Origin of the sequence: Thiobacillus denitrificans ATCC 25259, assembly GCF_000012745.1 — a bacterium.
Taxonomy (GTDB): domain Bacteria; phylum Pseudomonadota; class Gammaproteobacteria; order Burkholderiales; family Thiobacillaceae; genus Thiobacillus; species Thiobacillus denitrificans_B.
In genome coordinates this window covers 689,073-713,840 of the sequence record NC_007404.1, presented here as the reverse complement: position 1 = coordinate 713,840, position 24,768 = coordinate 689,073, and the positions used below count along the sequence as shown (strand labels likewise).

At 66.6% G+C, this 24,768-nt stretch carries 24 protein-coding genes; 18 read left to right on the top strand and 6 right to left on the bottom strand.

What is annotated here, in order from left to right; translation table 11 throughout:
* Positions 1-25: 25 nt before the first annotated feature.
* Complete coding sequence (locus TBD_RS03395; protein ID WP_049750206.1) at positions 26-1,750, bottom strand: adenylate/guanylate cyclase domain-containing protein; 1,725 nt, start codon at positions 1,748-1,750, stop codon at positions 26-28.
* A gap of 149 nt (positions 1,751-1,899) precedes the next feature.
* Positions 1,900-2,697: a helix-turn-helix transcriptional regulator gene (locus TBD_RS03390; protein WP_011311182.1), complete on the bottom strand. Its 798-nt coding sequence runs from the start codon at positions 2,695-2,697 to the stop codon at positions 1,900-1,902.
* Positions 2,698-2,936: 239 nt separating this feature from the next.
* Between TBD_RS03390 and TBD_RS03385 the strand changes: the two genes are divergently transcribed.
* From TBD_RS03385 to TBD_RS03375, 3 genes are read left to right on the top strand one after another with little or no spacing between them, the layout of a single operon-like run.
* A complete protein-coding gene (locus TBD_RS03385) occupies positions 2,937-4,166 on the top strand; it encodes an aminotransferase class I/II-fold pyridoxal phosphate-dependent enzyme (RefSeq protein WP_049750205.1) in 1,230 nt (409 codons plus the stop codon).
* A gap of 12 nt (positions 4,167-4,178) precedes the next feature.
* On the top strand, positions 4,179-4,889 hold the full coding sequence (locus tag TBD_RS03380; protein WP_011311180.1) for a YggS family pyridoxal phosphate-dependent enzyme: 711 nt from the start codon (positions 4,179-4,181) through the stop codon (positions 4,887-4,889).
* A 15-nt stretch (positions 4,890-4,904) separates the two neighbouring features.
* Entirely contained in the window at positions 4,905-6,056 is a 1,152-nt protein-coding gene (locus TBD_RS03375; protein ID WP_011311179.1) for a GNAT family N-acetyltransferase, read from the top strand.
* Positions 6,057-6,086: 30 nt separating this feature from the next.
* On the opposite strand, the gene aroC is transcribed toward TBD_RS03375, so the two are convergent.
* The gene (gene aroC, locus TBD_RS03370) at positions 6,087-7,187 is read right to left on the bottom strand and encodes a chorismate synthase (RefSeq protein ID WP_011311178.1); all 1,101 of its coding nucleotides are present in this window, start codon (positions 7,185-7,187) and stop codon (positions 6,087-6,089) included.
* Positions 7,188-7,334: 147 nt separating this feature from the next.
* Here aroC and tal point away from each other — a divergent pair, with 147 nt between their 5' ends.
* The 5 genes from tal to TBD_RS03345 all read left to right on the top strand — a co-directional run bounded on the left by tal (position 7,335) and on the right by TBD_RS03345 (position 12,071).
* Positions 7,335-8,414 (top strand): transaldolase, encoded by a 1,080-nt coding sequence (gene tal / locus TBD_RS03365; protein ID WP_011311177.1) that lies wholly within the window; start codon positions 7,335-7,337, stop codon positions 8,412-8,414.
* Between the two features lie 161 nt (positions 8,415-8,575).
* Positions 8,576-9,163 (top strand): CBS domain-containing protein, encoded by a 588-nt coding sequence (locus tag TBD_RS03360; protein ID WP_041432310.1) that lies wholly within the window; start codon positions 8,576-8,578, stop codon positions 9,161-9,163.
* 22 nt (positions 9,164-9,185) lie between these two features.
* Entirely contained in the window at positions 9,186-9,671 is a 486-nt protein-coding gene (locus TBD_RS03355; RefSeq protein ID WP_011311175.1) for an MgtC/SapB family protein, read from the top strand.
* Between the two features lie 169 nt (positions 9,672-9,840).
* On the top strand, positions 9,841-11,502 hold the full coding sequence (locus tag TBD_RS03350; RefSeq protein ID WP_011311174.1) for a thiamine pyrophosphate-binding protein: 1,662 nt from the start codon (positions 9,841-9,843) through the stop codon (positions 11,500-11,502).
* 38 nt (positions 11,503-11,540) lie between these two features.
* Positions 11,541-12,071: a hypothetical protein gene (locus TBD_RS03345; protein ID WP_148202999.1), complete on the top strand. Its 531-nt coding sequence runs from the start codon at positions 11,541-11,543 to the stop codon at positions 12,069-12,071.
* 49 nt (positions 12,072-12,120) lie between these two features.
* Here the strand turns inward: TBD_RS03345 and TBD_RS03340 are convergent, their stop codons facing one another.
* Positions 12,121-13,779: a methyl-accepting chemotaxis protein gene (locus TBD_RS03340; protein WP_041432308.1), complete on the bottom strand. Its 1,659-nt coding sequence runs from the start codon at positions 13,777-13,779 to the stop codon at positions 12,121-12,123.
* A 205-nt stretch (positions 13,780-13,984) separates the two neighbouring features.
* Here TBD_RS03340 and sodC point away from each other — a divergent pair, with 205 nt between their 5' ends.
* Complete coding sequence (gene sodC, locus TBD_RS03335; RefSeq protein WP_011311171.1) at positions 13,985-14,509, top strand: superoxide dismutase family protein; 525 nt, start codon at positions 13,985-13,987, stop codon at positions 14,507-14,509.
* 20 nt (positions 14,510-14,529) lie between these two features.
* On the opposite strand, the gene TBD_RS03330 is transcribed toward sodC, so the two are convergent.
* A complete protein-coding gene (locus TBD_RS03330) occupies positions 14,530-15,165 on the bottom strand; it encodes an RluA family pseudouridine synthase (RefSeq protein ID WP_011311170.1) in 636 nt (211 codons plus the stop codon).
* Between the two features lie 56 nt (positions 15,166-15,221).
* Between TBD_RS03330 and TBD_RS03325 the strand changes: the two genes are divergently transcribed.
* Positions 15,222-15,542 carry a carboxymuconolactone decarboxylase family protein gene (locus tag TBD_RS03325; protein ID WP_011311169.1) on the top strand — a complete coding sequence of 107 codons (321 nt, stop codon included), beginning with the start codon at positions 15,222-15,224 and terminating at the stop codon, positions 15,540-15,542.
* Positions 15,543-15,561: 19 nt separating this feature from the next.
* Here TBD_RS03325 and TBD_RS03320 read toward each other — a convergent pair whose 3' ends face one another.
* Positions 15,562-17,022, bottom strand: a complete 1,461-nt coding sequence (locus tag TBD_RS03320) for a M17 family metallopeptidase (protein WP_011311168.1) — start codon at positions 17,020-17,022, stop codon at positions 15,562-15,564.
* Between the two features lie 111 nt (positions 17,023-17,133).
* On the opposite strand from TBD_RS03320, the gene pdhA reads away from it, so the two are divergent.
* The 8 genes from pdhA (at position 17,134) to TBD_RS03280 (ending at position 24,744) form a co-directional block, all read left to right on the top strand.
* On the top strand, positions 17,134-18,135 hold the full coding sequence (pdhA, locus tag TBD_RS03315) for a pyruvate dehydrogenase (acetyl-transferring) E1 component subunit alpha (protein ID WP_011311167.1): 1,002 nt from the start codon (positions 17,134-17,136) through the stop codon (positions 18,133-18,135).
* Positions 18,136-18,182: 47 nt separating this feature from the next.
* Positions 18,183-19,166, top strand: a complete 984-nt coding sequence (locus tag TBD_RS03310; protein WP_011311166.1) for an alpha-ketoacid dehydrogenase subunit beta — start codon at positions 18,183-18,185, stop codon at positions 19,164-19,166.
* A 39-nt stretch (positions 19,167-19,205) separates the two neighbouring features.
* The gene (locus TBD_RS03305; protein ID WP_011311165.1) at positions 19,206-19,592 is read left to right on the top strand and encodes a four helix bundle protein; all 387 of its coding nucleotides are present in this window, start codon (positions 19,206-19,208) and stop codon (positions 19,590-19,592) included.
* 11 nt (positions 19,593-19,603) lie between these two features.
* Positions 19,604-22,600, top strand: a complete 2,997-nt coding sequence (locus TBD_RS03300) for an FAD-dependent oxidoreductase (protein ID WP_011311164.1) — start codon at positions 19,604-19,606, stop codon at positions 22,598-22,600.
* Between the two features lie 215 nt (positions 22,601-22,815).
* Positions 22,816-23,265: an SRPBCC family protein gene (locus tag TBD_RS03295; RefSeq protein ID WP_011311163.1), complete on the top strand. Its 450-nt coding sequence runs from the start codon at positions 22,816-22,818 to the stop codon at positions 23,263-23,265.
* 94 nt (positions 23,266-23,359) lie between these two features.
* A complete protein-coding gene (locus TBD_RS03290) occupies positions 23,360-23,800 on the top strand; it encodes a DUF411 domain-containing protein (RefSeq protein ID WP_011311162.1) in 441 nt (146 codons plus the stop codon).
* A 94-nt stretch (positions 23,801-23,894) separates the two neighbouring features.
* A complete protein-coding gene (locus tag TBD_RS03285) occupies positions 23,895-24,428 on the top strand; it encodes a hypothetical protein (protein WP_011311161.1) in 534 nt (177 codons plus the stop codon).
* Between the two features lie 109 nt (positions 24,429-24,537).
* A complete protein-coding gene (locus TBD_RS03280) occupies positions 24,538-24,744 on the top strand; it encodes an SHOCT domain-containing protein (protein ID WP_011311160.1) in 207 nt (68 codons plus the stop codon).
* The last annotated feature ends 24 nt before the right edge of the window (positions 24,745-24,768 follow it).

The window sequence follows — 24,768 nt, the reverse complement described above, 5'->3', positions numbered from 1 at the left end:
GCGTGATGGCCTCAGTATCAGAAGATCACTTGCTCCCCGCCACCCAGACCCCCTTCCACCCGGCCACCGGCGGTGCTTTCCTGAACGCCTCGACCCGCGCCAGCATCACCGCACTGGGCCGATCGCCCGGCGCCTTCGCCAGACATTCCCTGAACGCCGCTTCAGCCGCCGTCCAGTCTTCCGCACGATAACGAGCGAGCCCGGCTTCGTACGCCGTGACGGCCAGCCGGCTCGCTTCGCTCAATTCGTTCGCCATGCCGAGCAATTCGTACACACGCACGGGCTGCAGCTTGCCGGCGACGCGCAGGCTGTCGATTTCGCGGACGGCGAAGTCATCCCCGGCGAGCTTTCGCGTGCCCTCGCTGACGAGGATGCGCGTGCCGTAGAACTTGTTGGCCTGCTCGAGGCGTGAGGCGAGGTTCACGGTGTCGCCGATGACGGTGTAGCCGCGCGAGGTTTCCGAGCCGATGTTGCCGACGGTGACCTCGCCGCTCGCGATGCCCATGCGCACCTGGACGTCGGGCAGGCCGTGTTTGACGCCGAAAAGCTCGGGCAGGCTGGCGCGGAAGGCGTCCATCTTCGCCATCTGGTCGAGTGCGGCGAGGCAGCCGAGCTGCGCGTGGCCTTTCGCGTCGGTGAACGGCGGACCCCAGAACGCCATGACGGAATCGCCGATGTACTTGTCGACGATGCCCTGACGGCCGCGGATGACCTCGGACATCATCGCGAAGTAGCGGTTGAGGAAGCGGACTGCCGCGTCAGGCGTGAGGTCCTCGCACATGCGCGTGAAGCCTTCGAGGTCGGAGAAGAACACGGTCATGACCTCGCGCTGCCCGCGGTCCGCCGCGATGCGGTTGTCGAGCAGGCTCTTGACGATGCGCGGGTCGACGTACTGGCCGAAGGTTTCGCGGATGCGCTCCTTCTCGCGCAGGCCGAGGACCATGTGGTTGAACGAGCTTGCCAGCGTCGCCATCTCGTCGCGCGTGCGCACGCGGATCTCGACGCCGAGGTCGCCGGCTTCGACGGCCTGGGTGCCGCCTACCAGGCGCCGGACCGAGTCGACGAGCGAGCGCGTGACGAAGGTCGCGAAGATGAGACCCAGCAGGGTGGCGACGCCGGTCACGATCCAGTTCAGCGTGGTCGCGCGCGCCTCCTCGGCCTTGGCCGCGGCAGCGGTGTCCTGCGTGAGCTTGGCGAGGAGCTCGATGGTCTTGCCGATCTCGACGTCGACCCGGTCCTTCTCGCGCAGCAGAGCGTCGCGCACGAGGTTCTGCGAGCGCGGCGTGCCTTCCTCGGCCTCGATCTGGAACAGGCGGAAGGTGCGGTGGAACTGCTGGCGCGCGGTCTGGATCGCCGGCAACTGCTCGGCCAGCTTGGCGAGCGTCACGCGGTCGAGATCGATCGCCTTCTCGGCGTCGGCCTCGGCGAGAAAGCGCAGCGAGGAATCGATGATCTGGTCGGCGTTGACGCCGCGCGCATCGAAGCTGGTCGACTCCCGCGCCAGATAGTCGGGGTCGGGCCGCGCTGCTTCGATGCCGGCCATGACCCGCTCCATGTGCACCATCTGCTGACGGATCAGGATTTCGACGCTCGCGACCTGCTGCTCGAGCGGCAGGTACCAGTCCGAAAGCGCGCGGACCTGGCCGTTGAGATGCCGGAAATTGAGCACCGAGAGCCAGGTGACGGCGACCATCAGCACAAGGAGTGCGGTCGTGATGCTGAAGATCTTCAGGCTGATGGGAAGGCGCACGCGATCTCCTGGCTGCTCGATACCCTCAACCCTAGCGCAGCGGGCCGGTTCGTCCAAGCGCGGGGAACGCCGTAAACGGCGGTCGGCGCCGGCCAGCGCTCAGCCCCTCGTCCGACAGCGTCTGCCCGCGTAGGACCGCTTCAGCCGCTTCAGCCGTTTCCGTCGCGCCAGAGCGGGTCCTCGATCAGCGGGGGCTTGCCCTGCGCGAGCTGATGCTTGTCCATCACGATCTGGAACAAGCGCAGCACGTTCGACACCGGGCAGACCCGTTGAAACGTGAGCAGGATCAATTGCTGTTTGTTGCTCACGTCGAACTTCTTGAAAATATTCCCGAGGTGCAGCTTGACGCTTTGCTCCGACACCTGCATCTCGCCGGCGATCTCCTTGGTCGAAAGGCCGCCGAGGACGTGGCGGAATATTTCCGACTCGCGCTTGGTCAGCACGTTGCGGATCGATTCGATCGCCTGATTGATGATGTCCTCGAGCTCGACGACGCGCAGGATCAATCGCTGCAGGATACGGCGCTCGACCCACAGTTCCCCCTCGAGCACCTTTTGCACGGCGGTGAGCAGATGCTCGCCGCTCATTCGTTCGTTGATGTAACCCGCTGCGCCCGAGCGGATGATCTTGAGCAGGAATTCGTCCGGCATGTCGTGCCCGAAGACGATGACCTTGAGATTCGGCGCGTGCTGCACATGGCGGGAGAATCCGCCGGGCACGTCCAGGACGGCCTGCCGGTGTATCAACAGCACGTCGGCCTCGGCCGCGACGAAGGCGTTCCAGCAATCCGCCCCGGGCTTCACGCATGCGACGATCTGGATGTGCGCGGACCGCGCCAGCACCGCGAGCAGCCCGTCGAGATAAAAGTCGGGGTTCGCCAGGACGAATATCCGGGCGACCCTCGGGGCTTGCCCGTCCGCCGTTGCCAGAAAGCCGTGATCATCCATGCGCGACCGTCAAACCGTAGCTCCTGAAAAAAATATAACACCTGTGCTACCCGCTCACCATGTCCCATTCGTCTAGGTCGGCTGCGTTTCCATCTAGCCATCCGGGTGGGGTCGCGTCTCCCCCTTTGATGGCCACATGTCCAGATTGTTTCTGCCGTGTGGACTCCTACATTTCAGCATCGTCGCATGGGCCCATGGGACACGTACACGAACATCCGAAGGACGTACAGGAGACCACCATGAACGATTTAGCCCCGGTCGAAGACGCGATGCTCAATGGCGATTTGTTTGCGAAAGCCTTTGTCGCGAGGAAACACAGCGCACTGAACCGCGTGAAACCGGAATACCTCGCGCTGGCCATGCGCAAGATCGATGCCGTGAGCGAACGTGAAGTCGTCTTCGCGGGGCGCCGGATGCTCATGCTGTCGTCCAACAACTATCTCGGACTGGCGAGCGACCCTCGCCTCTCGCAGGCCGGCGTCGAGGCGATCCGCTACTGGGGCAACAGCACCAGCGGCAGCCGGCTGCTCAACGGGACCAACGACCTGCACGAGGAACTCGAACGCAAGCTGTCATGGTTCAAGCAGGTCGAAACGGTCGTCGCCTTCCAGAGCGGCTACATGGCGAATCTCGGCGTGCTGAGCGCGCTGCTCTCGAAAGACGACGTCGCGATCGTCGACAAGCTCGTGCACGCCAGCATCCTCGACGGGTGCGCGCTCGCCCATGCGCAGGTGCGCAGCTTTCGCCACCAGGACATGGCGTCGCTCGAGCGCGTCCTCAACGACGTCGGACACAAGGCGAACAAGCTCATCGTAGTCGACGGCATCTACAGCATGGACGGCGATTTTGCGCGGCTGCCCGAGATCATGGCGCTCGCGCGGCGCTACGGCGCGCGCGTGATGGTCGACGACGCGCACGCGACCGGCGTCGCCGGGCCGCACGGACGCGGCACCGCCGATCATTTCGGCATCGACGAGCCCGACATCATCACCGGCACGCTGTCCAAGGCCTTCGGCTGCATCGGCGGCTTCGTCGGCGCCACGAAGGAGGTGATGGACTTCATCAAGTACAACTCGCACGCCTTCATCTATTCGACCAGCATCAGCCCGTCGGTCACGGCCTCGCTGATCCGGGCCGTACGCATCATCGAGGACGAGCCGCAGAAGCGCGTCAACCTGTGGGCCTGCACCCACCACCTGCTGAGCGGGCTGAAATCGCTCGGCTTCGATACCGGCGTGAGCGAAACGCCGATCATCCCGATCGTGCTCGGCGATGAAATCACGATGTTCGAACTGGTCGCGCGCATGGACGCCGACGACATCTTCGCGAGCCCGGTGATCTATCCGGCGTGTCCCCGCAACAAGCCGCGCGTACGCATCAGCCTCTGTGCCGAGCACACCCTTTCGGACATGGACCGGGTGCTCGATTCGGTCTCGCGCCACGGCCGCGACCTCGGCATCATCCAGTAACGGGAGGCCGTCATGTCGGAAACGATCGCCGCGCGGCTGCTGACGCTGCACGACCGGCTGGCGCGGGCCGCACTCGACTGCGCGCGTGATCCGCGCGCCGTGACACTGCTCGCCGTCAGCAAGACCTACGATCACAACGCCGTGCGCAATATCGCACGCCTCGGGCATCGCGAATTCGGCGAGAACTATCTGCAGGAAGCACTCGACAAGCAGCGGGCGCTTGCCGATCTCGATCTGGTGTGGCATTTCATCGGGCCGATCCAGCGCAACAAGACGCGTCGCGTCGCCGAAAACTTTTCCTGGGCGCACTGCGTCGACCGCTTATGCATCGCGGAGCGTCTGTCCGAGCAGCGGCCTGCCGACGCTCCGCCCTTGAACGTCTGCCTGGAAGTCAATGTGAGTGGCGAGCCGAGCAAGGGGGGCGTCCCCGCGGACGCCGCGATCGCGCTTGCGAAGCAGGTCTCGGCCTTGCCCCGGCTGAGACTGCGGGGCTTGATGGCGATACCCGCGCCGACCCGCGATCGCGCCTGTCAGCGCGCCGCCTTTGCCAGGGTGCGCCGTCTGTTCGAGGCGCTCAAGGCGCACGGACTTCCCGTCGACACGCTGTCGATGGGCATGTCCGGCGACTTCGAGGCGGCGATCGCGGAAGGGGCGACGATCGTGCGCATCGGCACGGCGATTTTCGGCCCGCGCTTCTATCCCGAGCTGGCCGCGCACCGGTAGCGGGAGCCTCACGTCATGCATGTCCGCGTGTATTCGTCGATAGACGAGATCGAGCCTCGCGCCTGGGACGAAATTCTCGGTCGCGACGCCACGATCTGCTCCCATGCCTACCTCAAGGCAGTCGAAGGCAGCGCAATCAACGACTGCCTGTTCCGCTACCCGGTGGTGTACGACGACGCCGGCCGCGTGCTGGCGCATACCTGCATGTTTTCGATCAGCATGGACATGGCGCTGTTTGCACAGGGCGCCGTGCGCGCCCTCGTGGGCGCGGTGCGCCGCGTCTTCCCGCGGTTTCTGACCCTGCGCATGCTCGAATGCGGCACGCCTGTCGCGCTCGGGCGTCAGATCACGCTGCGCGACGACGCGGACGCGGAACAGGTCCTCGCCCAGCTGGTCGCGGCGGCCGAGACGATCGCCGAAGCGGCGGGGCTGAACTACCTGCTGTTCCGGGATTACCGTAACGAGGAGCGGGGCCGCTTCGACGCGCTGACCGCGCACGGCTACAGCGTCCTGCCCAACCTGCCCGACGCCGTGCTCGAGGTACGCTGGCGCAGCTTCGACACCTACCTGGCCGACATGCGCAGCAGCTACCGCCGCAAGGTCAGGCTCAATCTCTCACGCATCGCAGACCGCGGGATCCGCAGCGAGCTTCTGACCGACTTTCGCCATCTGGCCGACGTCTTCGCCGCGCAGTGGCGATACATCTATGACCATGCCAGCGAATACAAGCGCGAAATTCTCACCCCGGCCTTCTACCGGAACATCAACACGCACCTGCCGGGTTCGCGCGTTCTCGTGTTCTATCAGCAGGACAGGCTCATCGGCCACTGCCTGCTGCTCGTCGAGGATGATGTGTTGCGCTGGATGTACGTCGGCAAGGACGGCGAGGAAGCCGAAGACGTCTACCCGTTCATGCTGTACGAAATCGTCCGTCACGCCATCGAGGCCGGCCTGCGCTGGGTCAAGCTCGGCATCACGACCTACGTCGCGAAAACCGATCTCGGGGCGGAAATGGTGCCGCTCTACATGTACATGAAACACCGCACGCGGCTGTTTCCGAAGCTGTCGCCCTGGCTATTCCGCCGGATGACGCCGCTTCCGCCGCAGTTCGCCAAAAGCGTGTTCAGGCGCGAGACGGGAAGGCTTCCGACGGCGGTATCACCGTAGCGCCCACGGCCGGGCGCGCGCCGGGTCGGCTCAGTCCAGCCGTGCGGGCACGATCGGAACGCCGCTCGCGACATCGCCGCACTGCGCGCGGTGGCGCAGCGCATGGTCCATCAGCACGATCGCGGTCAGCGCCTCGACGATCGGCGTCGCGCGGATGCCGACGCAGGGGTCGTGCCGGCCGTGGGTGACGACCTCGATCGGCTGGCCATCGAGGTCGACCGAGCGCCCGGGCAGGCGCATCGACGAGGTCGGCTTGATCGCGACGTGGGCGACGATCGCCTGCCCCGACGAGATGCCGCCGAGCACGCCGCCGGCATGGTTGGAGAGAAATCCCGCGGGGGTGATCTCGTCGCGATGCTCGGTGCCGAGCTGTCGCGCGGCCTGCATGCCGTCGCCGATCTCGACGCCCTTGACGGCGTTCAGGCCCATCAGCGCGTGGGCGAGGTCGGCGTCGAGCTTGTCGTACAGCGGCTCGCCCCAGCCGGGCGGCACGTTCTCGGCGACGACGCTGACGCGCGCACCGACCGAGTCGCCGGATTTTCTCAGCGCGTCCATGTATTGCTCGAGTTCGGGCACGATCGCGGCGTTGGGCGAGAAGAAGGCGTTGTTGTCGACTTCATCCCAGGATTCGAAGGGAATGTCGAGCGGGCCGAGCGCGCTCATGTAGCCGCGGATCACGATGCCGTATTTTTCCTTCAGCCACTTCTTCGCGATGGCGCCGGCGCCGACGATCGGCGCAGTCAGCCGCGCAGACGAACGGCCGCCTCCCCGCGGGTCGCGAAAGCCGTATTTCTGCGTATAGGTATAGTCGGCGTGCCCCGGCCGGAAGGTCGCGGCAATGTTTCCGTAGTCCTTGCTGCGCTGGTCCTCGTTGCGGATCAGCAGCGCGATCGGCGTGCCGGTGGTCCTGCCTTCGTAGACGCCGGAAAGAATCTCGGCCGTGTCGGATTCGCGACGTTGCGTGACGTGGCGGGAGGTGCCGGGCTTGCGCCGGTCGAGATCGTGCTGGATGTCGGATTCGCCCAGCGTCATGCCGGGCGGGCAGCCGTCGACGACGCAGCCGATCGCGGGGCCGTGCGACTCGCCGAATACGGTCACGCAGAACAGTTTGCCGAGGGTGCTGCCAGACATGGAATGAGCCGCGAAAAAACCTTGGGAATGCGGCGGAGTCTAGCACAGGCGCAGGCCGTGGCCGGGCCGCCGCGCGAGGCGGTAGGCGGAACCTTGGCCCGACTGCGTGTTCTATTCTGAGTATGCCCATGCACCCGAGAATCCGTCATGAACATCACGAAAGACGTTTCCAGACTCGGTCAGAGCCTGTGGCTCGACAACCTGTCACGCGACCTGCTGCGCGACGGCGCGCTCGCGAAAATGATCGCCGAGGACGGCGTGTCGGGGGTGACGTCGAATCCCTCGATCTTCCAGAACGCGCTGGCCACCAGTCCCCACTACGCCGATGACCTTGCACGCCTGAGGCGCGAGGAGGCGGACGTCGAACGGCGCTACGAGGCGCTCGTCATCCCTGACATCCGCGACGCGTGCGACCTGCTGTTGCCGCTGTTCGAGCGCAGCGCCGGCAATGACGGCTACGTGAGCCTCGAAGTCGCGCCGCGCCTGGCGTACGACACATCAGGCACGGTCGACGAGGCGCGTCGCCTGTGGTCGCTCGTGGACCGTCCCAACCTGCTGGTCAAGGTACCCGGCACGCCCGAAGGCGTCGACGCCTTCGAGACGCTGACCCAGCTCGGCATCAACGTCAACGTGACGCTGCTGTTTTCTATAGCTCAGGCGCAGGCCGTGTTCGATGCCTACGTCCGCGGCCTCGGCAAGCGCGCTGCATCAGGCGCCGACCTGCGCCGCGCCAAGGCTGTCGCAAGCCTGTTCCTGTCGCGTGTCGACACTGCGGTCGACGCCGAACTTGCGGGGATCGGCACGCAGGAATCGCTGTCGCTGCGCGGCAAGGCCGCGGTGGCGATGGCGAAGCTCGCCTACCAGGCCTACCTCGAAACCTTCCGCGGCCCCGCGTTCACCGCCCTCGCCGCGAGGGGCGCGCGCCCGCAATTCCTGCTATGGGCCAGCACCGGGGTCAAGAACCCGGATTACCACGACCTGCTTTACGTCGAGCCGCTGATCGGCCGGGAAACGATCAACACGCTGCCCGACAAGACGCTCGCCGCGCTACGCGACCACGGCCAGCCCGTTCCCCAGCTCGAGCAGGCGGTCGACGAGGCGAGCGCCCAACTCGCCGAGTTCGCGCGCCTCGGCGTCGACCTCGATGCGGTCGCGGCGCGCCTGCAGGACGCGGGGGTGAAGCAGTTCGAAACCTCTTACCAGGCGCTGCTCGCCCAGATCGGCTAGCGATTCGCTTTAGGCCCGGCATGACCTGATATCCAACAAGAACTATTTATGTTGCGAAAAAAAAACTTGAATGGACAGGTCCCGGGACGAGGAACACGATGGTCTCGACCCTGCACGCCGCGGGTGTCGGAACCCAAGAAAACCGAACGAGGAGACGATTCATGACCTATACCCGACTGCCCGCCCGCAGCCTCGACCAGAACGCCGGCCTGCTGCGCCCGGCCTGCATCCTTCCCGAGCGTGTCGGGCTCGAAAATCCGGCCCTCGACGTGATGACCGATTTCCGCCGCCTGACCGCCTTCATCGCGACGCCCGGCGACACGATTACCCAGGCCGAAGAGCGGATGATCCGCCGCAAGGTGCGCCTGCTCTTCGTGATGGACACGCTCGACCGCGTCGCCGGGCTCATCACGAGCACCGACATCCAGGGCGAGAAGCCGCTGAAGATCGTGCAAAGCCGCGGCATCCGCCGGGACGAAGTGCTCGTCGCCGACATCATGACCCCGGTCGACCGGCTCGAGGCGGTCGACTTCGACGACATCGCCCACGCACGCGTCGGCCATGTGCTCGAGACGCTCAAGGCCCGCGGGCGCCAGCACGCGCTCGTGATCGAGCACACCGAGGGCCGGCAGATGGTGCGCGGCCTGCTCTCGCTGTCGCAGCTGTGCAAGCAGCTCGGCGTGACCGTCGAGACGACCGAAGTCGCCGACACCTTCCTCGAAATCGAGCAGCAGCTCGCCCACGTCTGAGCCGGTCGCGGCGGCGCGTCGCATGGAAATCCTTCTCGACGAGCTCGCTGCGGGATTTCCCGACGCGTCGCAGATCGTCCGCCTGCTTGCGCGGCTGAGCGTGGCAATGCTGCTCGGTGCGGTGATCGGCCTGCAACGCGAGCAACACGGCAAGCCGGCGGGCTTGCGCACGCACATCCTCGTCGCGATGGGCACGGCCTTGTTCGTCATCGCGGCGGTCGAATCGGGCATGGGCCCGGAGGGCGAATCGCGGGTGATCCAGGGGCTTGCCGCCGGCATCGGCTTCATCGGCGCGGGCGCAATCCTCAAGGTCGGCCAGGAGCGCGAGATCTACGGCCTGACGACCGCCGCCGGCATCTGGGCGACGGCCGCGGTCGGCGTCGCCGTCGGCCTCGGCCTGCTGGGCCTGGCGGTCCTCAGCGTGATCCTGATCTGGTTCGTCCTCGCCGTTCTCCGCCGGCTCGAGCGGCGGCTCAAGCTTCCCGGCGACGACGGGCGCGATCGCTGAAGCCCCGCTACCGATGCCGCCTGCTCGCCCTCGGCTGTCGGCGGGGTGAACAAGACCTTTCCCCGCGCGCGGTCTTGCGCCACGCCGAGGTTTTCCTAAGCCGCCGCTTGTGCTCCAATCCGGAGGCCGTCCCAGCAGACGCGCGCTGCGACAGCGCACGACAAGACTCATGAACATTTCCGTCAGCGAACTGATCGTCCGTTACCTCGAACGCCTCGGCATCGGTCACGTCTTCGGCATGCCCGGTGCGCACATCCTGCCGATCTACGACCGCCTGCGCGACGCCTCGCTGCGCACCGTGCTCGTCAAGCACGAGCAGGGTGCGGCCTTCATGGCCGGCGGCGAGGCGCGGGTCGCGCGCCGCCCCTCGGCCTGCATCGCGACCTCCGGACCCGGCGCGACCAATCTCATCACCGGCATCGCCAACGCCTACGCCGAGCGGCTGCCCGTGCTCGCGATCACCGGCGAGACGTCGACCTACATCTTCGGCCGCGGCGGCCTGCAGGAAAGCTCGGGAGAAGGCGGCGCGATCGATCAGGGCGCGCTCTTCGCGAGCATCACGCGCTACCACAAGCGCATCGAGCGCACCGACTATCTCGGCCAGGCGCTCAACCAGGCGACCCAGGCCCTGCTCGGCCGCGAGCCCGGACCGGTGCTGTTGTCGATCCCCTACAACGTGCAGAAGGAATCGGTCGACGCCGGCGCGCTCGAGCAGGTTCACTTCCCGCGCGCCGAAGTCACGCGCCACACCGCCGCGGTGAGCGAACTCGCCGCGCTCATCGCCGACGCCCGGGCGCCCGTCATCGTCGCGGGATACGGCTGCATCGCCGCCGGCGCGCGCGAACTCGTCGGCACGCTGTCGGAAAAATTCCGCATCCCGGTGACGAGCAGTCTCAAGGCCAAGGGCGTCGTCACCGAAGGTTCCGACCTGTCGCTCGGCTGCCTCGGCGTGACGTCCAACGGCGACGCCTACCGCTACCTCGCCGAGCACGCCGACCTGCTCGTCTTTCTGGGCGCGAGCTTCAACGAACGCACGAGCTATCTGTGGGACGCGGAACTCCTGGCCCGCAAGAAGATCGCCCAGGTCGACCGCGACCCCGCGCAGCTCGGACGCGTCTTCCAGCCCGATGTCGCGGTGTGCGGCGATATCCGTGCCGTCGTCGAAGACCTGCTCGCCGCACTCGCAACGAGCGGCGCCGCGCCGAAGAAGACCGAACGTCTCGCGCGTCATCGGGCCGGACTCAAGCGACCGACGCAGGAGGCCGCGCCCGAGAACGAAGGGTTTCAGCTGATCCGCCACTTCTTCCACCTGCTCGCGAAGCGGTTTCCACGCGAAGCGCTCGTGTTCGACGACAACATCGTCTTCGCCCAGAGCTACTTCGACGTGTCGGACCGCAACCGCTATTTCCCCAACACCGGCATCTCGTCGCTCGGTCACGCGCTGCCTGCCGCAATCGGGGCGCGCTGCCACGCCAAGGACAGCCCGGCCTTCGCGATCCTCGGCGACGGCGGCTTTCAGATGTGCTGCATGGAAATGATGACGGCGGTGAACTACGGCATCCCGCTCAACGTCGTCGTGATCAACAACGGCACGCTCTCGCTGATCCGCAAGAACCAGTTCCAGCTCTACGGTGAGCGCTACATCGACTGCGATTTCACCAATCCCGACTTCGCCCTGCTCGCCCGCTCCTTCGGCGTCGCGCACTATCGCGTCGCCAACGAAGCCGAACTCGACGCCGTCTTCGCCGACGCCGACCTCATCGGCGGGATCAACCTCATCGAAATCCTGCTCGACAAGAACGCCTTCCCGCGCTACCTGGCAGGCCGGTAGCGGCAACCCGAGACCGTCACCCGATGCCGAGCTTCCCCATGACTCCCCGAGCCCTCCGATCCGCGCCGCAACTGCGTTCGCTCGCCCGCATGCTCGCTGCCGGCGTCGCCCTCCTCCTGCTCAGTCACGCGACGCCTGCCGCGACGCTCGAAGGGCTGCTGGCCCAGCCGAACGCACCGGCAGGCGTCGTGTTCGAAGTCGTCGACCGCGATCCGCGCGCCCTGGAATACGCGCTCCCCTGGGTGAAGCAGGCGGCGAGGCGCCTGAAGGCGCGCTTTCCGGCGCTGCCGATGGCGCTAGTCACGCACGGTCAGGAAATGTTCGCGCTGAAGGATGGCGCGCGCGGAACGAACCCGGCGATCCATCAACTCGCCGAAAGCCTGAGCCGCGACGACGGGATTCCGGTACACGTCTGCGAGACCTACGCTGGGACGCGCGGTCTCGGCGCGGAGGATTTTCCGGCCTACGTCGACGTCGCGCCCGAAGGTCCGGCGCAGATCCGCAACTACGAAGCGCTCGACTACGTCAGGCTCGTCGTTCCACGGGCGGCGACGCTGAAGCCGCGCTGAGACCTCGCCGCCGCGTGCAGCGGCCCGGAGATTTACAGCGGTCGCGCCTTCAGCGGGCGACGAGCGCGAGCCTGGGCGCGCGGGCCTTGGCCACCTGTAGGGATGTGGCGCGTCGGACCGAAGCCCGAGCGACCGGGGCCGCCACGCCGAGCCGCTCGCCATCGCCGCCATCGAGCTTGAACACGCTGACCGCGTCGGCGAGCTTCGCCGCCTGCTCCTGCAGGCTCTCGGCCGCAGCGGCTGCCTCTTCGACGAGCGCGGCATTCTGCTGGGTCATCTCGTCCATCTGGCCGACGGCCTGGTTGACCTGCTCGATCCCGGCGCTCTGCTCCTGGCTCGCGGCGGCGATCTCGCTCATGATGTCGGTGACGCGTTTGACCGAGCTGACGATCTCGTCCATGGTCTTGCCGGCTTCGTCGACGAGCTTGCTGCCGGCGTCGACCTTGCCGACGGAGTCTTCGATCAGGGACTTGATTTCCTTGGCGGCACCGGCGCTGCGCTGGGCAAGATTCCTGACTTCGCTGGCGACGACGGCGAAGCCCCTGCCCTGCTCGCCGGCACGCGCCGCTTCGACGGCGGCGTTGAGCGCAAGGATGTTGGTCTGGAAGGCGATGCCGTCGATGACGCCGATGATGTCGGAGATCTTCCGCGAGCTGTCCTTGATGGAGGCCATGGTGTCGACGACCTGGCCGACGACTTCGCCACCCTTGACGGCGACGTCGGCGGTGGAGACGACGAGCTGGTTGGCCTGGCGGGCGTTCTCGGCGTTCTGCCGTACGGTGCTGGTCAGTTCTTCCATCGAGCTCGCGGTCTCTTCGAGGCTCGAGGCCTGCGATTCGGTGCGAGACGAGAGGTCGGCGTTGCCGGAGGCGATTTCGCGCGAGGCGACGGCGATGGTGTCGGTCGTGTGGCGCACTTCCGCGACGATTCCCGCCAGACTCGCGGTCATGCCGGTGAGCGCGCGCTGCAACTGACCGAATTCGTCGTCCGCACGGCTTTCGCCGCGCGCGGTCAGGTCGCCGCCAGCCACCGAGCGCGCGAGCGCGACGGCTTTCCGCACCGGTTCGGTGACCGAGCGCGTGATCCGCCAGGCGACGCCAGCGCCGGTGACGACAGCGCCAAGGGACAGCACGAGCAGGATCGAAAACGCGTTCGCGTAGGCGTCGGCCGCGTCGACCATGGCCACGGCAGCCCCGCGCTCCTGCAGCGCCGCCATCTCCTCGAGCGCGGCGAGCCATTGCTGCTGCAGCGGGCGCACCTCCTCGACGAGCACACGCGTGGCCTCGAGCGGGTTGCCCATCGCGAACTCGCGGACCTTGTCGAGCGCAGGCTCGGTTCGCGCGCGGGCAGCCGCGATCTTGTCGTACACCGACGTTTCCGCCGGACTCCTGACCGCGGTGGCGAGTTTCGCCGCGGCGTCGGCGTAGCGCGCCCGGTGCGCGAGGAAGCGTTGCGCTTCCTCCGCCATCGCGCCCTCGTCGGTGAGCAGAACGAGATTGCGCACGGCGACCGCGCCGCTCTGCATCGCGTCCCGCATGCCATTGACCAGTTTGATCTTGCCCATGCGGCTGCCGGCTACGTCGTCGACGTGCCGCTGGATCTGCGACAGGTACGCGAGACCGAGGCCCGCAACCGCGAGCGTGAGCAGCAGCACCGCGCCGAAGCCGGTGCCGAGCCGCGTGCCGATTTTCATGTTGACGAGCGTCATGGTTCTCCCTCGATGCATCGAGGCGCAGTCGCCCCAGCGGGCGCACTGTAGCCTCGCCGCGTGACAGCCTCGTGACGCGTGACAGTCCGGCCGGGCGCACATCGACCCGGCGCGCTTGCCACGCCGGCGGCTTCGCCTACGCTTTGAGAAGGCCGGCGGCCCGGTTGCCGACCGGCAGCCTGTAACCCATCAACAAGGAGAAGACATGACAATCAGGTCGAAGATGTGCGCGCTGGCGCTGTGTTTCGTTCCGTTCGCGGCGGGCGCCGCCGACAAGACCGTCGCGATGGACAGCGTCGACGCCGCGGGCAAGGGGACGTCGGTCGGTTCGGTGACGATCAGCGAATCGCGTTATGGCCTGGTCTTCACGCCGGCGCTCAAAGGGCTCTCGCCCGGCGTACACGGGTTCCACGTTCACGAGAAGCCGAGCTGCGAGGCGCAGGAAAAAGACGGCAAGAAGGTCGCGGCGCTCGCAGCCGGTGGTCACTACGACCCCGCGAAGACCGGCCGCCACGGCACGCCCTGGGGCGACGGTCACCTCGGCGACCTGCCGCCGCTTTTCGTCGACGCGAACGGCGACACCAGCCAGCCTGTGCTCGCACCGCGGCTGAAGATGAGCGATCTACGCGGCCGCTCGCTCATGGTTCACGCGGGCGGCGACAACCACGCCGACCATCCCGCCGCGCTCGGCGGCGGCGGTGCGCGTGTCGCCTGCGGCGTGATCGACTGAAAGACGATGCGCGGCGCGCGTCAGAAGGGCTGCGGCGCCTCGAACCGCATCCATTCCCCGGTCGCCGGGTGAGCGAGGCCGAGCGAGCGGGCATGCAGGAGCAGCCGCGAGGCCTGCGCCTGCACTGCGGGCGGTGCGTAGAGCGCGTCGCCGAGGATGGGGTGGCCGATTTCGCGCAGATGCACGCGCAACTGGTGCGAGCGCCCGGTCACGGGCTCGAGTTCGACACGCGTCCCGTCCGCACCGGCAGGCCCGAGCACGCGCCAGCGCGTCACGCTCGGTTTGCCGCGCACCGCGTCGACGATGCGCAGCGGTCGGTTGGGCCAGTCGACGACGAGCGGCAGGTCTATCGTGCCCCAGGCTCCTTGCGGCGCGGCGGGATGCCCGGCGACGACCGCGACGTAACGCTTCTCGACCTCGCGCGCGGCGAACGCCCTGCTCAATGCACGCTGGGCGTACGTGCCGCGCGCCATGACCATCAGGCCGGAGGTCGCCATGTCCAGGCGATGCACGACGAGGGCGTCCGGGTAACAGGCCTGCGCGCGCGCCGCGAGGCAATCCTGCTTGTCGGGGCCGCGCCCGGGCACCGCGAGCAGGCCGCTCGGCTTGTCGAACACGAGCAGACAGTCGTCAGCGTAAAGGGGATCGATCGTCATCGCCCGCGGGCTTGCCTAAAGTGAATGTTTCCAGGCGCCAGATCCGGAGGAACCCCATGTCCCGGCAAAAGCTTCCCGAGCATTATCTGTTCGAGAAAAAAACCCACCAGGCCTTCATCAACGCAGTCGAGGATCTCGGCACGGCGCTCAGGCAACAGGGGCCGCTCGACGAAAAAACGGCGAACCTGATTCAGCTCGCCGCGGCCGTCGCGATCCGCTCCGAGGGCGCGGTGCACAGCCATATCAGGCGAGCGATGGAAAGCGGTGCGAGCGCCGACGAGGTCTACCACGCCATCGTCCTCCTCACCAGCACCGTCGGCTTTCCCACCGTGTCGGCCGCGTTGAGCTGGGCCGGTGACGTGACGCACGCGCCGTAGCGCCGACCGGGAAAAGCGCTCAGCCCTTCAGGCCGTCCAGCAAGGCGAGCGCCCAAGCGACGCCGAAGCCGTTGGCGTCACTCATGACGGCACCGAGCCCGCCCTTGCAGCTGTGCGCCGACAAGTCCATGTGCAACCACGGTGTCTCGCCGACGAAGCGCGAGAGCAGACGCGCGGCGAGGATGTGATCGGCCTCGCCTTCCATCGTGCACTGCTTGACGTCGGCGACGGTCGAGTCGAGCGCGCTGTCGTAATCCTCGGGATGCGGAAAGACGACGATGCGTTCGCCGCTCGCGGCCGCCGCGCGGGTGGCCGCCTGCGCGAGCGCGTCGGAGGACGCGAACACACCCGACATGCGGCTGCCGAGGGCGTAGTGCATCGAGCCGGTCAGGGTGGCGAAATCGGCGATGAGCTCGGGCTTGCCGCGCGCGGCGAGGGTCAGTGTGTCGGCGAGCACCATGCGGCCTTCGGCGTCGGTGTGGACGACTTCGATCGAGGTGCCGTTGAGCGCCGTGACGACCTCGTTCTGGCGGTAGGCCTGCGGGCTGATGTGGTTCTCGGCGAGCGCGACCCAGCCCTCCAGTGCCACCGGCAGCTTCATCCGTGACGCCGCGGCGAGAATGCCGAGCACGACCGCCGAACCGTTCATGTCCTCGTGCATGCCCTGCATGTACTTGGCCGGCTTGAGGTTGTGGCCGCCGGTGTCGAAGCAGATGCCCTTGCCGACGAAGGCGATCTTCCTGCCCCTGCCCTTCGCGCCCGTTCCCTTGTAGCTCACGCGCACGATCGCCGCGTCCTTCGCCGGCGAGCCCTGGGCGACCGCGCAGAACGCGCCGGCGCCCATGGCCTTCAGTTTGTCGAAACCGTATTCCTCGACGGTCCACCCGTATTCCTTGGCAAGCGCCTTGATGCGCTTGCGATACACCCCGGGCGTGAGTTCGTCGGGGCCTTGCACGGTCAGGCTGCGGGTGAGCGTGTTGCCTTCGGCGAGCGCCTGCGCGCGGCTGAAGCCATCGGCCGATTTGTAGCCGAAGAGCTCGATCGCCTTGAGCGCCGGATCGCTCTTCGATTTGCGCGAGGGCAGCGGCACGGCATTGACCCAGGTCGTGTAGACCGCTGCTTCGGCGATCCGCCCCCGGAACGCGGCGTCGCCGAAGACCGCGAGCGTGACGATCTTCGGATGCTCGCCGAGCAGCAGGGCGAGCGCCTTGCGCAGCTGCTCGTGCGTGTCGAATGTGTTCGCGGCGGACTTCAGCATCGCGTAGACCGCGAGCGTGCCGCCGGGCAACTGGACGGCGACCGGCGACTTCGCGAGCGCGTCGACCTTGATATTCCGCCGCTTCATCACCGCCTTGAGCGCGGCGTTTCCGGCCACATCGGGCAGATTCTTCGTCAGCGGCAGCAGCACCAACACATGGCTGGCGCCTTCGAGCGTCGTGGCGCTGATTTCCTGCCGGTTTTGAGAAAGCTTGGGCAGCATAGGCAATCCTTGGGAGAGGCGTTTTCTTGATGGTCGACGGGGTTTCTCGGATAATTGCGCGTTTGCATTTTCCCGGCGCTTTTTCCGAGCCCGTCCGACAAGGGTAACCGAATGAAGATTGAAGACAAGAAACGTGTGCTGCGCGAAATGGTGTTGCACCGCCGTTTTGAAGAGCGCTGTTATCAGGCTTATATCGAACGCAAGATCGGCGGTTTCCTGCACCTCTACCCGGGTCAGGAAGCGTGCTGCAACGGCGTCATGGAAGCCGCGCGCCCCGGGCACGACTACGTGATCACCGGCTACCGCGATCACGTGCACGCGATCAAGTGCGGCGCCGATCCGAAGGAAGTCATGGCCGAGCTGTACGGCAAGGAAACCGGCTCATCCAAGGGCCGCGGCGGCTCGATGCACATCTTCGACGCGGGCAAGCGTTTCATGGGCGGCTACGCGCTGGTCGGCGGTCCCTTCCCGCTCGCCGCCGGCATCGCCAAGGCGATCCAGCTGAAGGGCGGCGACGAGATCGCGATCTGCTTCCTCGGTGACGCGGCCAACAACCAGGGCACCTTCCACGAGACCATGAACATGGCCGCGCTGTGGAAGCTGCCGGTGCTGTTCGTCTGCGAGAACAACCTCTACGGCATCGGCACCTCGATCGAGCGCTCGACCGCCGTCGTGCACCAGCACAAGCGCGTCGCGGCCTACAACATTCCCGCCGACGAATGCGACGGCCAGGACATCGAGGTCGTCTACGAGCACGCACGCAAGGCCGTCGATCACGTGCGCGCGGGCAACGGCCCGTTCTTCCTCGAACTGATGACCTACCGCTATCGCGGCCACTCGATGTCCGACTCACGCGGCTATCGCACGCGCGAGGAAGAAGAACTGTGGAAGCAGCGCGACCCGATCTTCATCCTGCGCGACCGCCTGATCAAGGAAGGCGCGACGACGATGGCCGAATTCGAGGCGCTCGAGAAGGAAACCGACGCCTACATCGAGAACGAGGTCATCAAGTTCGCCGAAGCCTCGCCCGAGCCGAGCGTCGACGAACTCGAGAAATACGTACTCGCCGATCGCGAGAGCCAGCTGCCCTGGCTCACCGGCAAGGCCGCCTGAGGCCGGCGCCGCGTTCACGCGACACTGAATCAGAAGGAATAAACAGCATGGCAAACATCATGTACTGGGAGGCGATCCAGCGCGCCCACGACGAAGAAATGGCGCGCGACCCCCTGGTCATCTGCCTGGGCGAGGACATCGGCGTCGCCGGCGGCACCTACAAGGCGACCAAGGGCCTGTACGAAAAATACGGCCCGTTGCGCGTGATGGACACACCGATTTCCGAGGGCGGCTTCACGGGTCTCGCGGTCGGCGCTTCCTTCCTCGGCGTGCGGCCCATCGTCGAGATCATGTCGGTCAACTTCGCCTGGCTCGCGATGGACCAGATGTTCAACTCCGCCGCCAAGGTGCGTTACATGTCGGGCGGCCAGCTGACGGCCCCGTGCGTGTTCCGTTCGGCGGGCGGCGCCGCCCACCAACTCGGCGCGCAGCACTCCGCGCGCATGGAGAAGGTGTTCATGGGCATCGCCGGCCTGCGTGTCGTCACGCCGTCGAACCCGAAGCAGGCCTACGGCCTGCTGAAGTCGGCGATCCGCTGCGACGACCCGGTGTTCATCAACGAACACGAACTCATGTACAACATGAAGGGCGAAGTCCCGGACGGCGAATACTTCCACCCGCTCGAAGGGTCGGAAGTCGCACGCGCCGGCACCGACGTCACGCTCTTCGGCTATAACATTTCTGTGCACTGGTGCCTGAAAGCCGCCGAAATCCTCGACAAGCAGTACGGCATCTCGGCCGAGGTCGTCGACCTTTATTCGCTCGCCCCCCTCGATCGCGCCGGCATCAAGGCTTCGGTCACGAAGACGCATCGTGCCGTCGTCGTCGAGGAAGACGAAGCGCCGGTCGGCGTCGGCTCCGAAGTGATCGCGATCATCAACGAGGAGTGCTTCTTCGAGCTCGACGCCGCGCCGGTGCGCGTGCACTCGGCGCTGGTGCCGCAACCGTACAACCACACGCTGGAAAAAGCAGCGATCCCGGATCACGAAGACGTCGTGAAGGCGGTCCTGAAGATGTTCGGGCGCGCCTGACGCGCGCAGGGGTCAGGGGTCGGGATTCAGGGGTCAGGGATGCAAAACTACCGTGACCTCAAGGTCTGGCAGTCGGCAATGGAACTCGCCGAAAGCGTGTACCGAATCACGGGCCCTTTTCCCAGTCATGAGACGTACGGACTTACCGGCCAGTTGCGACGCGCGGCGGTCTCGATTCCTTCGAATCTTGCCGAAGGCCACGCCCGCAGCACCACGCGCGATTACCTGCGCTTCGTCGGCATCGCGCAAGGATCACTCGCCGAAGCGGAGACGCAGATCGAACTCGTGCACCGCCTCGGTGCCGTCCCAACGGACGACTTGCGAACAATGCTCGAACAAACCAATGAACTCGGAAGGATGCTGCACGGCCTGCGTAGCGCGCTAACCGCAAAGCTTGCGCCAAGCTCCCTGAACCCTGAATCCTGACCCTGAATCTTATGAACCACTACGCCATCACCATGCCGCAGCTCTCGGACACCATGACCGAGGGCGTCGTCGTCACCTGGGAAAAGCAGCCGGGGGACCGCGTCGAGCGCGGCGACATCGTCGCGACGGTCGAGACCGACAAGGCGATCATGGACGTCGAGGTGTTCAAGGCCGGCTATCTGGCCGGCCCGCTCGCCGACGTCGGCGCGACGATCGCGGTCGGGGCGGCGCTCGGCTACATCACCGACACGGCCGGGGACGTCGCGATCGCGGCCGACGAAGTCGTGGCGGAGCAGGCGCAGACGGAAATGATCCCGCACCATGCGGGCACGCCGATCGTCATGCCGCAGCTTTCCGACACGATGACCGAAGGCGTCGTCGTGACCTGGGAAAAGCAGCCCGGCGAAGCCATCAAGCGCGGCGACATCGTCGCCACGGTCGAGACCGACAAGGCGATCATGGACGTCGAGGTGTTCCAGGAGGGCTTCCTGTCGGGGCCGATCGCCGACATCGGCAGCGTCGTCGAGGTCGGCCACCCGATGGCCTTCATCGTCGACGACGCCGCCAAGGCGAACGACACGGGCGTGACCATTTCCGCCGACCACAAGGTCAAGGACACGCACAAGGTCGCCCCGCCCGCGGCTGACAAGCCGGCGCATTTGCCGATTCCGAAGACTGCGCCTTCACAGGTCGCCGCAGCCGGTAACGCGGTGCCCGTACCGCGCCCGCAGGGCCGCCAGGCAAGCCCGTACGCACGCAAGGTCGCCGCCCAGCTCGGGGTGAACCTCACGGGTCTTGCCGGCTCGGGACCCTCGGGGGTCCTCGTCGCCGCCGACGTCGCGCGTGCGCGGCCGTCGATGCAGGAAGTCGCCCACGCGCTGCCGCAGGTCGACGTGCCGGGCCAGGGTCGCCCGATGACGTCGATGGAAAAGGCTGTCAGCCACGCGATGACCGCCTCGCTGACGCTGCCGACGTTCAATGTCACGGTGAACATCGACACCGCCGCGCTGACCGCCGCCACCAAGGCGAAGAAGGTCTCGGTGACGGTGGCGATCGCGAAGGCCTGCTCGGTCGCGATGGCGAAGTTCCCGCGCATGAACTGGGCCTACCAGCCGGTCGACAAACTCGTCGAGCGTGCGAATCACGACTTCGGCGTCGCTGTGATGTCGAACGACGGCGGCCTCGTCGTGCCGATCCTGCACGGCGTCGAGAAAAAGTCGCTCGAGGCCCTCCAGGGGGACTGGACCGGACTCGTCGAGCGCGCGCGGGTCAGGAAGCTCGCCCCGCCCGAGTATTCCAATCCGACCTTCACGATCTCCAATATGGGCATGCTCGGCGTGTCCCACTTCACCGCAATTCCGACGCCGGGCATTTCGGCGATCCTCGCGATCGCGGCCAACGGCCCGCAGGGCACGCCGTTCACGATCACGGGCGACCACCGCGTGCTGAACGGCGCGGACGTCGCGCTCTATCTCACGACGCTCAAGCAGACGATCGAAGCGCCGGACGCCTGGCTTTCCGGCGGCACGGCCGCGGAAACGGCCGGCGCTGCCGCCACCACGAGCGCACCGGTCTCACCCATCCCCGAAGGCAACTGGGACGTCCAGGTCGTCGTCGTCGGCGGCGGCCCCGGCGGCGAAGACTGCGCGCGCGACCTCGCCGACCACGGCGTCAAGGTGATGATGGTCAACAACGAGCCCTTCCCCGGCGGCGAATGCCTGTGGCGCGGCTGCATCCCGTCGAAGGCGTGGCGCGCCGCGGCGGACAACATCCGCAACCGCGCGCACGACGCCGAGATGGGCGTCGACGGCACGGCGAACCCCAAGCTCAACTGGGCGCAGGTCGAGAAGCACCGCCGCTGGGTGCAGACCAGCCGCGGCGAAATGGCGCTCAAGGCCGACAAGGGCATGAAGATCGACGTGCGCGAAGGCTACGGCGAATTCGTCGACGCCCACACGCTGAAAATCACTCCGCCCGAAGGCGAGGCGTACACGGTCAGCTTCGGCGCCGCAGTCATCGCGACCGGCGCGCCGGCTTTCGTTCCGCCGATCCCCGGCGCGCGCGAGAACCTGGCGACCGGCGGCGTCGTCACCTCCGACACGATCTGGAACCTCGCCAACCCGCCGAAGAAGCTCGGCATCGTCGGCGGCGGCGTGATCGGCGTCGAGATGGCGCAGATCTTCCGTGACTTCGGCACCGAGGTGCTGATGCTCGAGCGCCACGACCGCATCCTCGCCGAAATCGAGGAGGAGATCGGCAAGGTCCTGATCGCCTCGCTGGAGAAGGAAATCACGGTCGTGACCAGCGCCGACATCAGGGAAGTCGGCGGCAAGCCCGGCAAGATGACGTTGCGCTACGCCGACAAGGAAGGCGCCGAATCGACCTTCGACTGCGACGTCGTGTTGATGGCGACCGGCAAGCGTCCCGACACCAGCCGGCTCAACCTCGACAAGGTCGGCGTCGCGCTCGACGGCGCGGCGATCAAGGTCGACGCCCGCTGCTGCACGAGCACGCCGAACATCTACGCCGTCGGCGACGTCATCGGCGGCTACATGCTCGCACACACCGCCGCGACGCAGGGCCGCGTCGCCGCATCGAACCTGCTCGGCCACGCCAGCGAGTACGACCAGGACCGTGATTGCGGCGTGACCTTCTCGCGCCCGCAGGCCGGCTTCGTGGGCCTCTCGGTCGCACAGGCCAAGGCCAAGGGCATCGACGCGGTCGAAGCGAAGATGCCGATGAGTATCGACGCCAAGGCGATGATCACCGGCGAGACCGAGGGCATGATCAAGCTCGTCGCCGACAAGACGACCGGCCGCATCATCGGCGTGCATTATCTGGCCGACCACACCGACACGCTGATCGGCACCGGCGTGATGATGGTCGCAGGCGAGATGACGCTGACTCAGGTCGCGAAGGCGATCTTCCCGCACCCGACGCAGACCGAACTCTTCGGCGAACTCGCGCGGCGTTTGCTGAATCGCCTCCGCCGCACCGCGAAGAAATAAGGCCGTCACACGGCAAAGGTGCGATTTCGCGTCCATTGAAGCGAAAGGGGCCCGACATACGCGGCCCCTTTTCGTTTTTGCCCGTCGGCGTCGCCGCGTTTTTCAGCAGCCCGCCCACCAGCCGCTATAGTGACGAGACATATCGCAGGCGCGCTGCGCAGGGCGATACCCGGGATCGCGTTCCCCGCCGACCGGAAAGCCAAGGAGACCGCCGAATGCCGACCTCTACCGTACGTCTTCATCGCGTATTGCGGGCGCCGCCGGGGCGGGTCTACCGCGCCTTCCTCGACGCCGACGCGCTGGCGAAGTGGCTTCCGCCCGATGGCTACACCTGCCGGGTTCATGAGTTGGATGCGCGGGTCGGCGGCCGGTTCAGGATGTCTTTCACGAATTTTTCGACCGGCCACAGCCACGCCTTCGGCGGCGAATATCTCGAACTCCTCGCGGGCGAACGAATCCGCTACACGGACAGATTCGACGACCCCCAGTTGTCGGGAACGATGACGACGACCGCCTCACTGCGCGCGGTGTCCTGCGGCACCGAGCTCGACATCGTGCAGGAAGGCATTCCCGACGCGATCCCGGCGGAAGCCTGCTACCTGGGCTGGCAGGACTCGCTGGCCCTGCTTACAAGGCTCGTCGAGCCCGAGATCGCGGAAGGGTAACGGCCAAAATGACAAAAATGTAACGTCAAGGTCAGATTGCCGTAGACCTCGGACTTACATACTGCCCCCCATCACCTGCCCAAGGTCTCCCCTCATGAAAAGCCTGCTCGTCCGTTTGACGCTCCTTGCCGCGACGGCCCAGACGGCATGGGCTGCCCCGCCCGCTCCGGTCATCGACGTCTACAAGAGCCCGACCTGCGGGTGCTGCGCCAAATGGATCGACCACCTCGAAGCCAACGGTTTCACCGTGCGGGGGCACGACACCGCCGACCTGGACCAGCACAAGCGCCGGCTGGGAATCCCGCCCGAATTCGCTTCGTGCCACACCGCGGAACTCGCCGGCTATGCAATCGAAGGGCACGTCCCCGCGCGCGACATCAGGCGCCTGCTTCGGGAAAAGCCGCACGCCCGCGGCCTCGCCGTGCCGGGCATGCCGATCGGTTCGCCCGGCATGGAACAAGGCGCGCGCAAGGATCCCTACGCGGTCTTGCTCGTGAACCCGAACGGGTCTGCCCGCACCTTCAGCCGCTACTGAAGGGAACGCCGGTGATACCCGCGCTGTAGTCACGTGCCTCGGCGCTTTCCGCCCAAGGCTCGGTTCGTTTTTCCACCCACGGAGGAGTCGTACCATGAAGCGCATTACCGCACTGCTTGCCACCCTGATGCTTGCCGCCACCGCTACCCAGCCCGTTCTCGCCGACGACGCACATCATCCGGCGGCGAACACCCCAGCGAACGCGACGGCGGCGCCTTCCGCCGATCAGACGATCCGGAAGATGCAGGCCAATACCAAGCGCATGCAAAGCCAGTTGGAGCAGATGGCCAAATCCCGCGACCCGCAGGAACGGCAGAAACTCATGCAGGCGCACATGCAGACCATGCAGGAAAACATGATGGCCGGTCAGGCCATGGCCGGCGGCGGACCAGGCATGGCAGGCGGCGGGATGATGGGCTGTCCGATGATGCAGGGCGGACAGACGGGCGGCATGGGCATGATGGGCGGTGGAATGGGCATGGGCATGATGGGCGGCGGCATGGCCGGCCGCGACGACATGATGGCCAAGCGCATGGAGATGATGGAAAAACGCATGGACATGATGCAGATGATGATGCAGCGCGGCGCAGCCATGCCACAGGCGGCCCCGGCCTCGCCCGGCAACTGACGCCGCAGGCGGGACGCCGGCGTGGACAGACACGCCGGCGTCGTTCACAGGAAGCGCCGGTGCGCGTGAGGTGATACCGCGCGCGTCCGACGTCGACCGGAGAAAATCAATGTGGGGATTTGAACATTACGGAATGGGCTGGGGCATGGCGCTGGTCTGGCTGATCCCCATCGCCCTGATCGCGGGGATCGTCTATGCCCTGTTCCGCCGCGGCCCGTCTGCGCAGACGGCGCTCGACCTCCTCGAAGCCCGCTATGCGCGCGGCGAAATCGACCGCGACACGTTTCTCAAGCAACGCGCCGACCTGCGCCGCTGAGGCTGGCCGCGGCGACTGACCCGG

Excerpts from the sequence above, each read along its gene's own strand:
- TBD_RS03390 (WP_011311182.1), bottom strand. The coding sequence starts at position 2,697 with ATGGATGATCACGGCTTTCTGGCAACGGCGGACGGGCAAGCCCCGAGG.
- TBD_RS03385 (WP_049750205.1), top strand. The coding sequence starts at position 2,937 with ATGAACGATTTAGCCCCGGTCGAAGACGCGATGCTCAATGGCGATTTG.
- TBD_RS03380 (WP_011311180.1), top strand. The coding sequence starts at position 4,179 with ATGTCGGAAACGATCGCCGCGCGGCTGCTGACGCTGCACGACCGGCTG.
- TBD_RS03375 (WP_011311179.1), top strand. The coding sequence starts at position 4,905 with ATGCATGTCCGCGTGTATTCGTCGATAGACGAGATCGAGCCTCGCGCC.
- aroC (WP_011311178.1), bottom strand. The coding sequence starts at position 7,187 with ATGTCTGGCAGCACCCTCGGCAAACTGTTCTGCGTGACCGTATTCGGC.
- tal (WP_011311177.1), top strand. The coding sequence starts at position 7,335 with ATGAACATCACGAAAGACGTTTCCAGACTCGGTCAGAGCCTGTGGCTC.
- TBD_RS03360 (WP_041432310.1), top strand. The coding sequence starts at position 8,576 with ATGACCTATACCCGACTGCCCGCCCGCAGCCTCGACCAGAACGCCGGC.
- TBD_RS03355 (WP_011311175.1), top strand. The coding sequence starts at position 9,186 with ATGGAAATCCTTCTCGACGAGCTCGCTGCGGGATTTCCCGACGCGTCG.
- TBD_RS03350 (WP_011311174.1), top strand. The coding sequence starts at position 9,841 with ATGAACATTTCCGTCAGCGAACTGATCGTCCGTTACCTCGAACGCCTC.
- TBD_RS03345 (WP_148202999.1), top strand. The coding sequence starts at position 11,541 with ATGACTCCCCGAGCCCTCCGATCCGCGCCGCAACTGCGTTCGCTCGCC.
- TBD_RS03340 (WP_041432308.1), bottom strand. The coding sequence starts at position 13,779 with ATGACGCTCGTCAACATGAAAATCGGCACGCGGCTCGGCACCGGCTTC.
- sodC (WP_011311171.1), top strand. The coding sequence starts at position 13,985 with ATGACAATCAGGTCGAAGATGTGCGCGCTGGCGCTGTGTTTCGTTCCG.
- TBD_RS03330 (WP_011311170.1), bottom strand. The coding sequence starts at position 15,165 with ATGACGATCGATCCCCTTTACGCTGACGACTGTCTGCTCGTGTTCGAC.
- TBD_RS03325 (WP_011311169.1), top strand. The coding sequence starts at position 15,222 with ATGTCCCGGCAAAAGCTTCCCGAGCATTATCTGTTCGAGAAAAAAACC.
- TBD_RS03320 (WP_011311168.1), bottom strand. The coding sequence starts at position 17,022 with ATGCTGCCCAAGCTTTCTCAAAACCGGCAGGAAATCAGCGCCACGACG.
- pdhA (WP_011311167.1), top strand. The coding sequence starts at position 17,134 with ATGAAGATTGAAGACAAGAAACGTGTGCTGCGCGAAATGGTGTTGCAC.
- TBD_RS03310 (WP_011311166.1), top strand. The coding sequence starts at position 18,183 with ATGGCAAACATCATGTACTGGGAGGCGATCCAGCGCGCCCACGACGAA.
- TBD_RS03305 (WP_011311165.1), top strand. The coding sequence starts at position 19,206 with ATGCAAAACTACCGTGACCTCAAGGTCTGGCAGTCGGCAATGGAACTC.
- TBD_RS03300 (WP_011311164.1), top strand. The coding sequence starts at position 19,604 with ATGAACCACTACGCCATCACCATGCCGCAGCTCTCGGACACCATGACC.
- TBD_RS03295 (WP_011311163.1), top strand. The coding sequence starts at position 22,816 with ATGCCGACCTCTACCGTACGTCTTCATCGCGTATTGCGGGCGCCGCCG.
- TBD_RS03290 (WP_011311162.1), top strand. The coding sequence starts at position 23,360 with ATGAAAAGCCTGCTCGTCCGTTTGACGCTCCTTGCCGCGACGGCCCAG.
- TBD_RS03285 (WP_011311161.1), top strand. The coding sequence starts at position 23,895 with ATGAAGCGCATTACCGCACTGCTTGCCACCCTGATGCTTGCCGCCACC.
- TBD_RS03280 (WP_011311160.1), top strand. The coding sequence starts at position 24,538 with ATGTGGGGATTTGAACATTACGGAATGGGCTGGGGCATGGCGCTGGTC.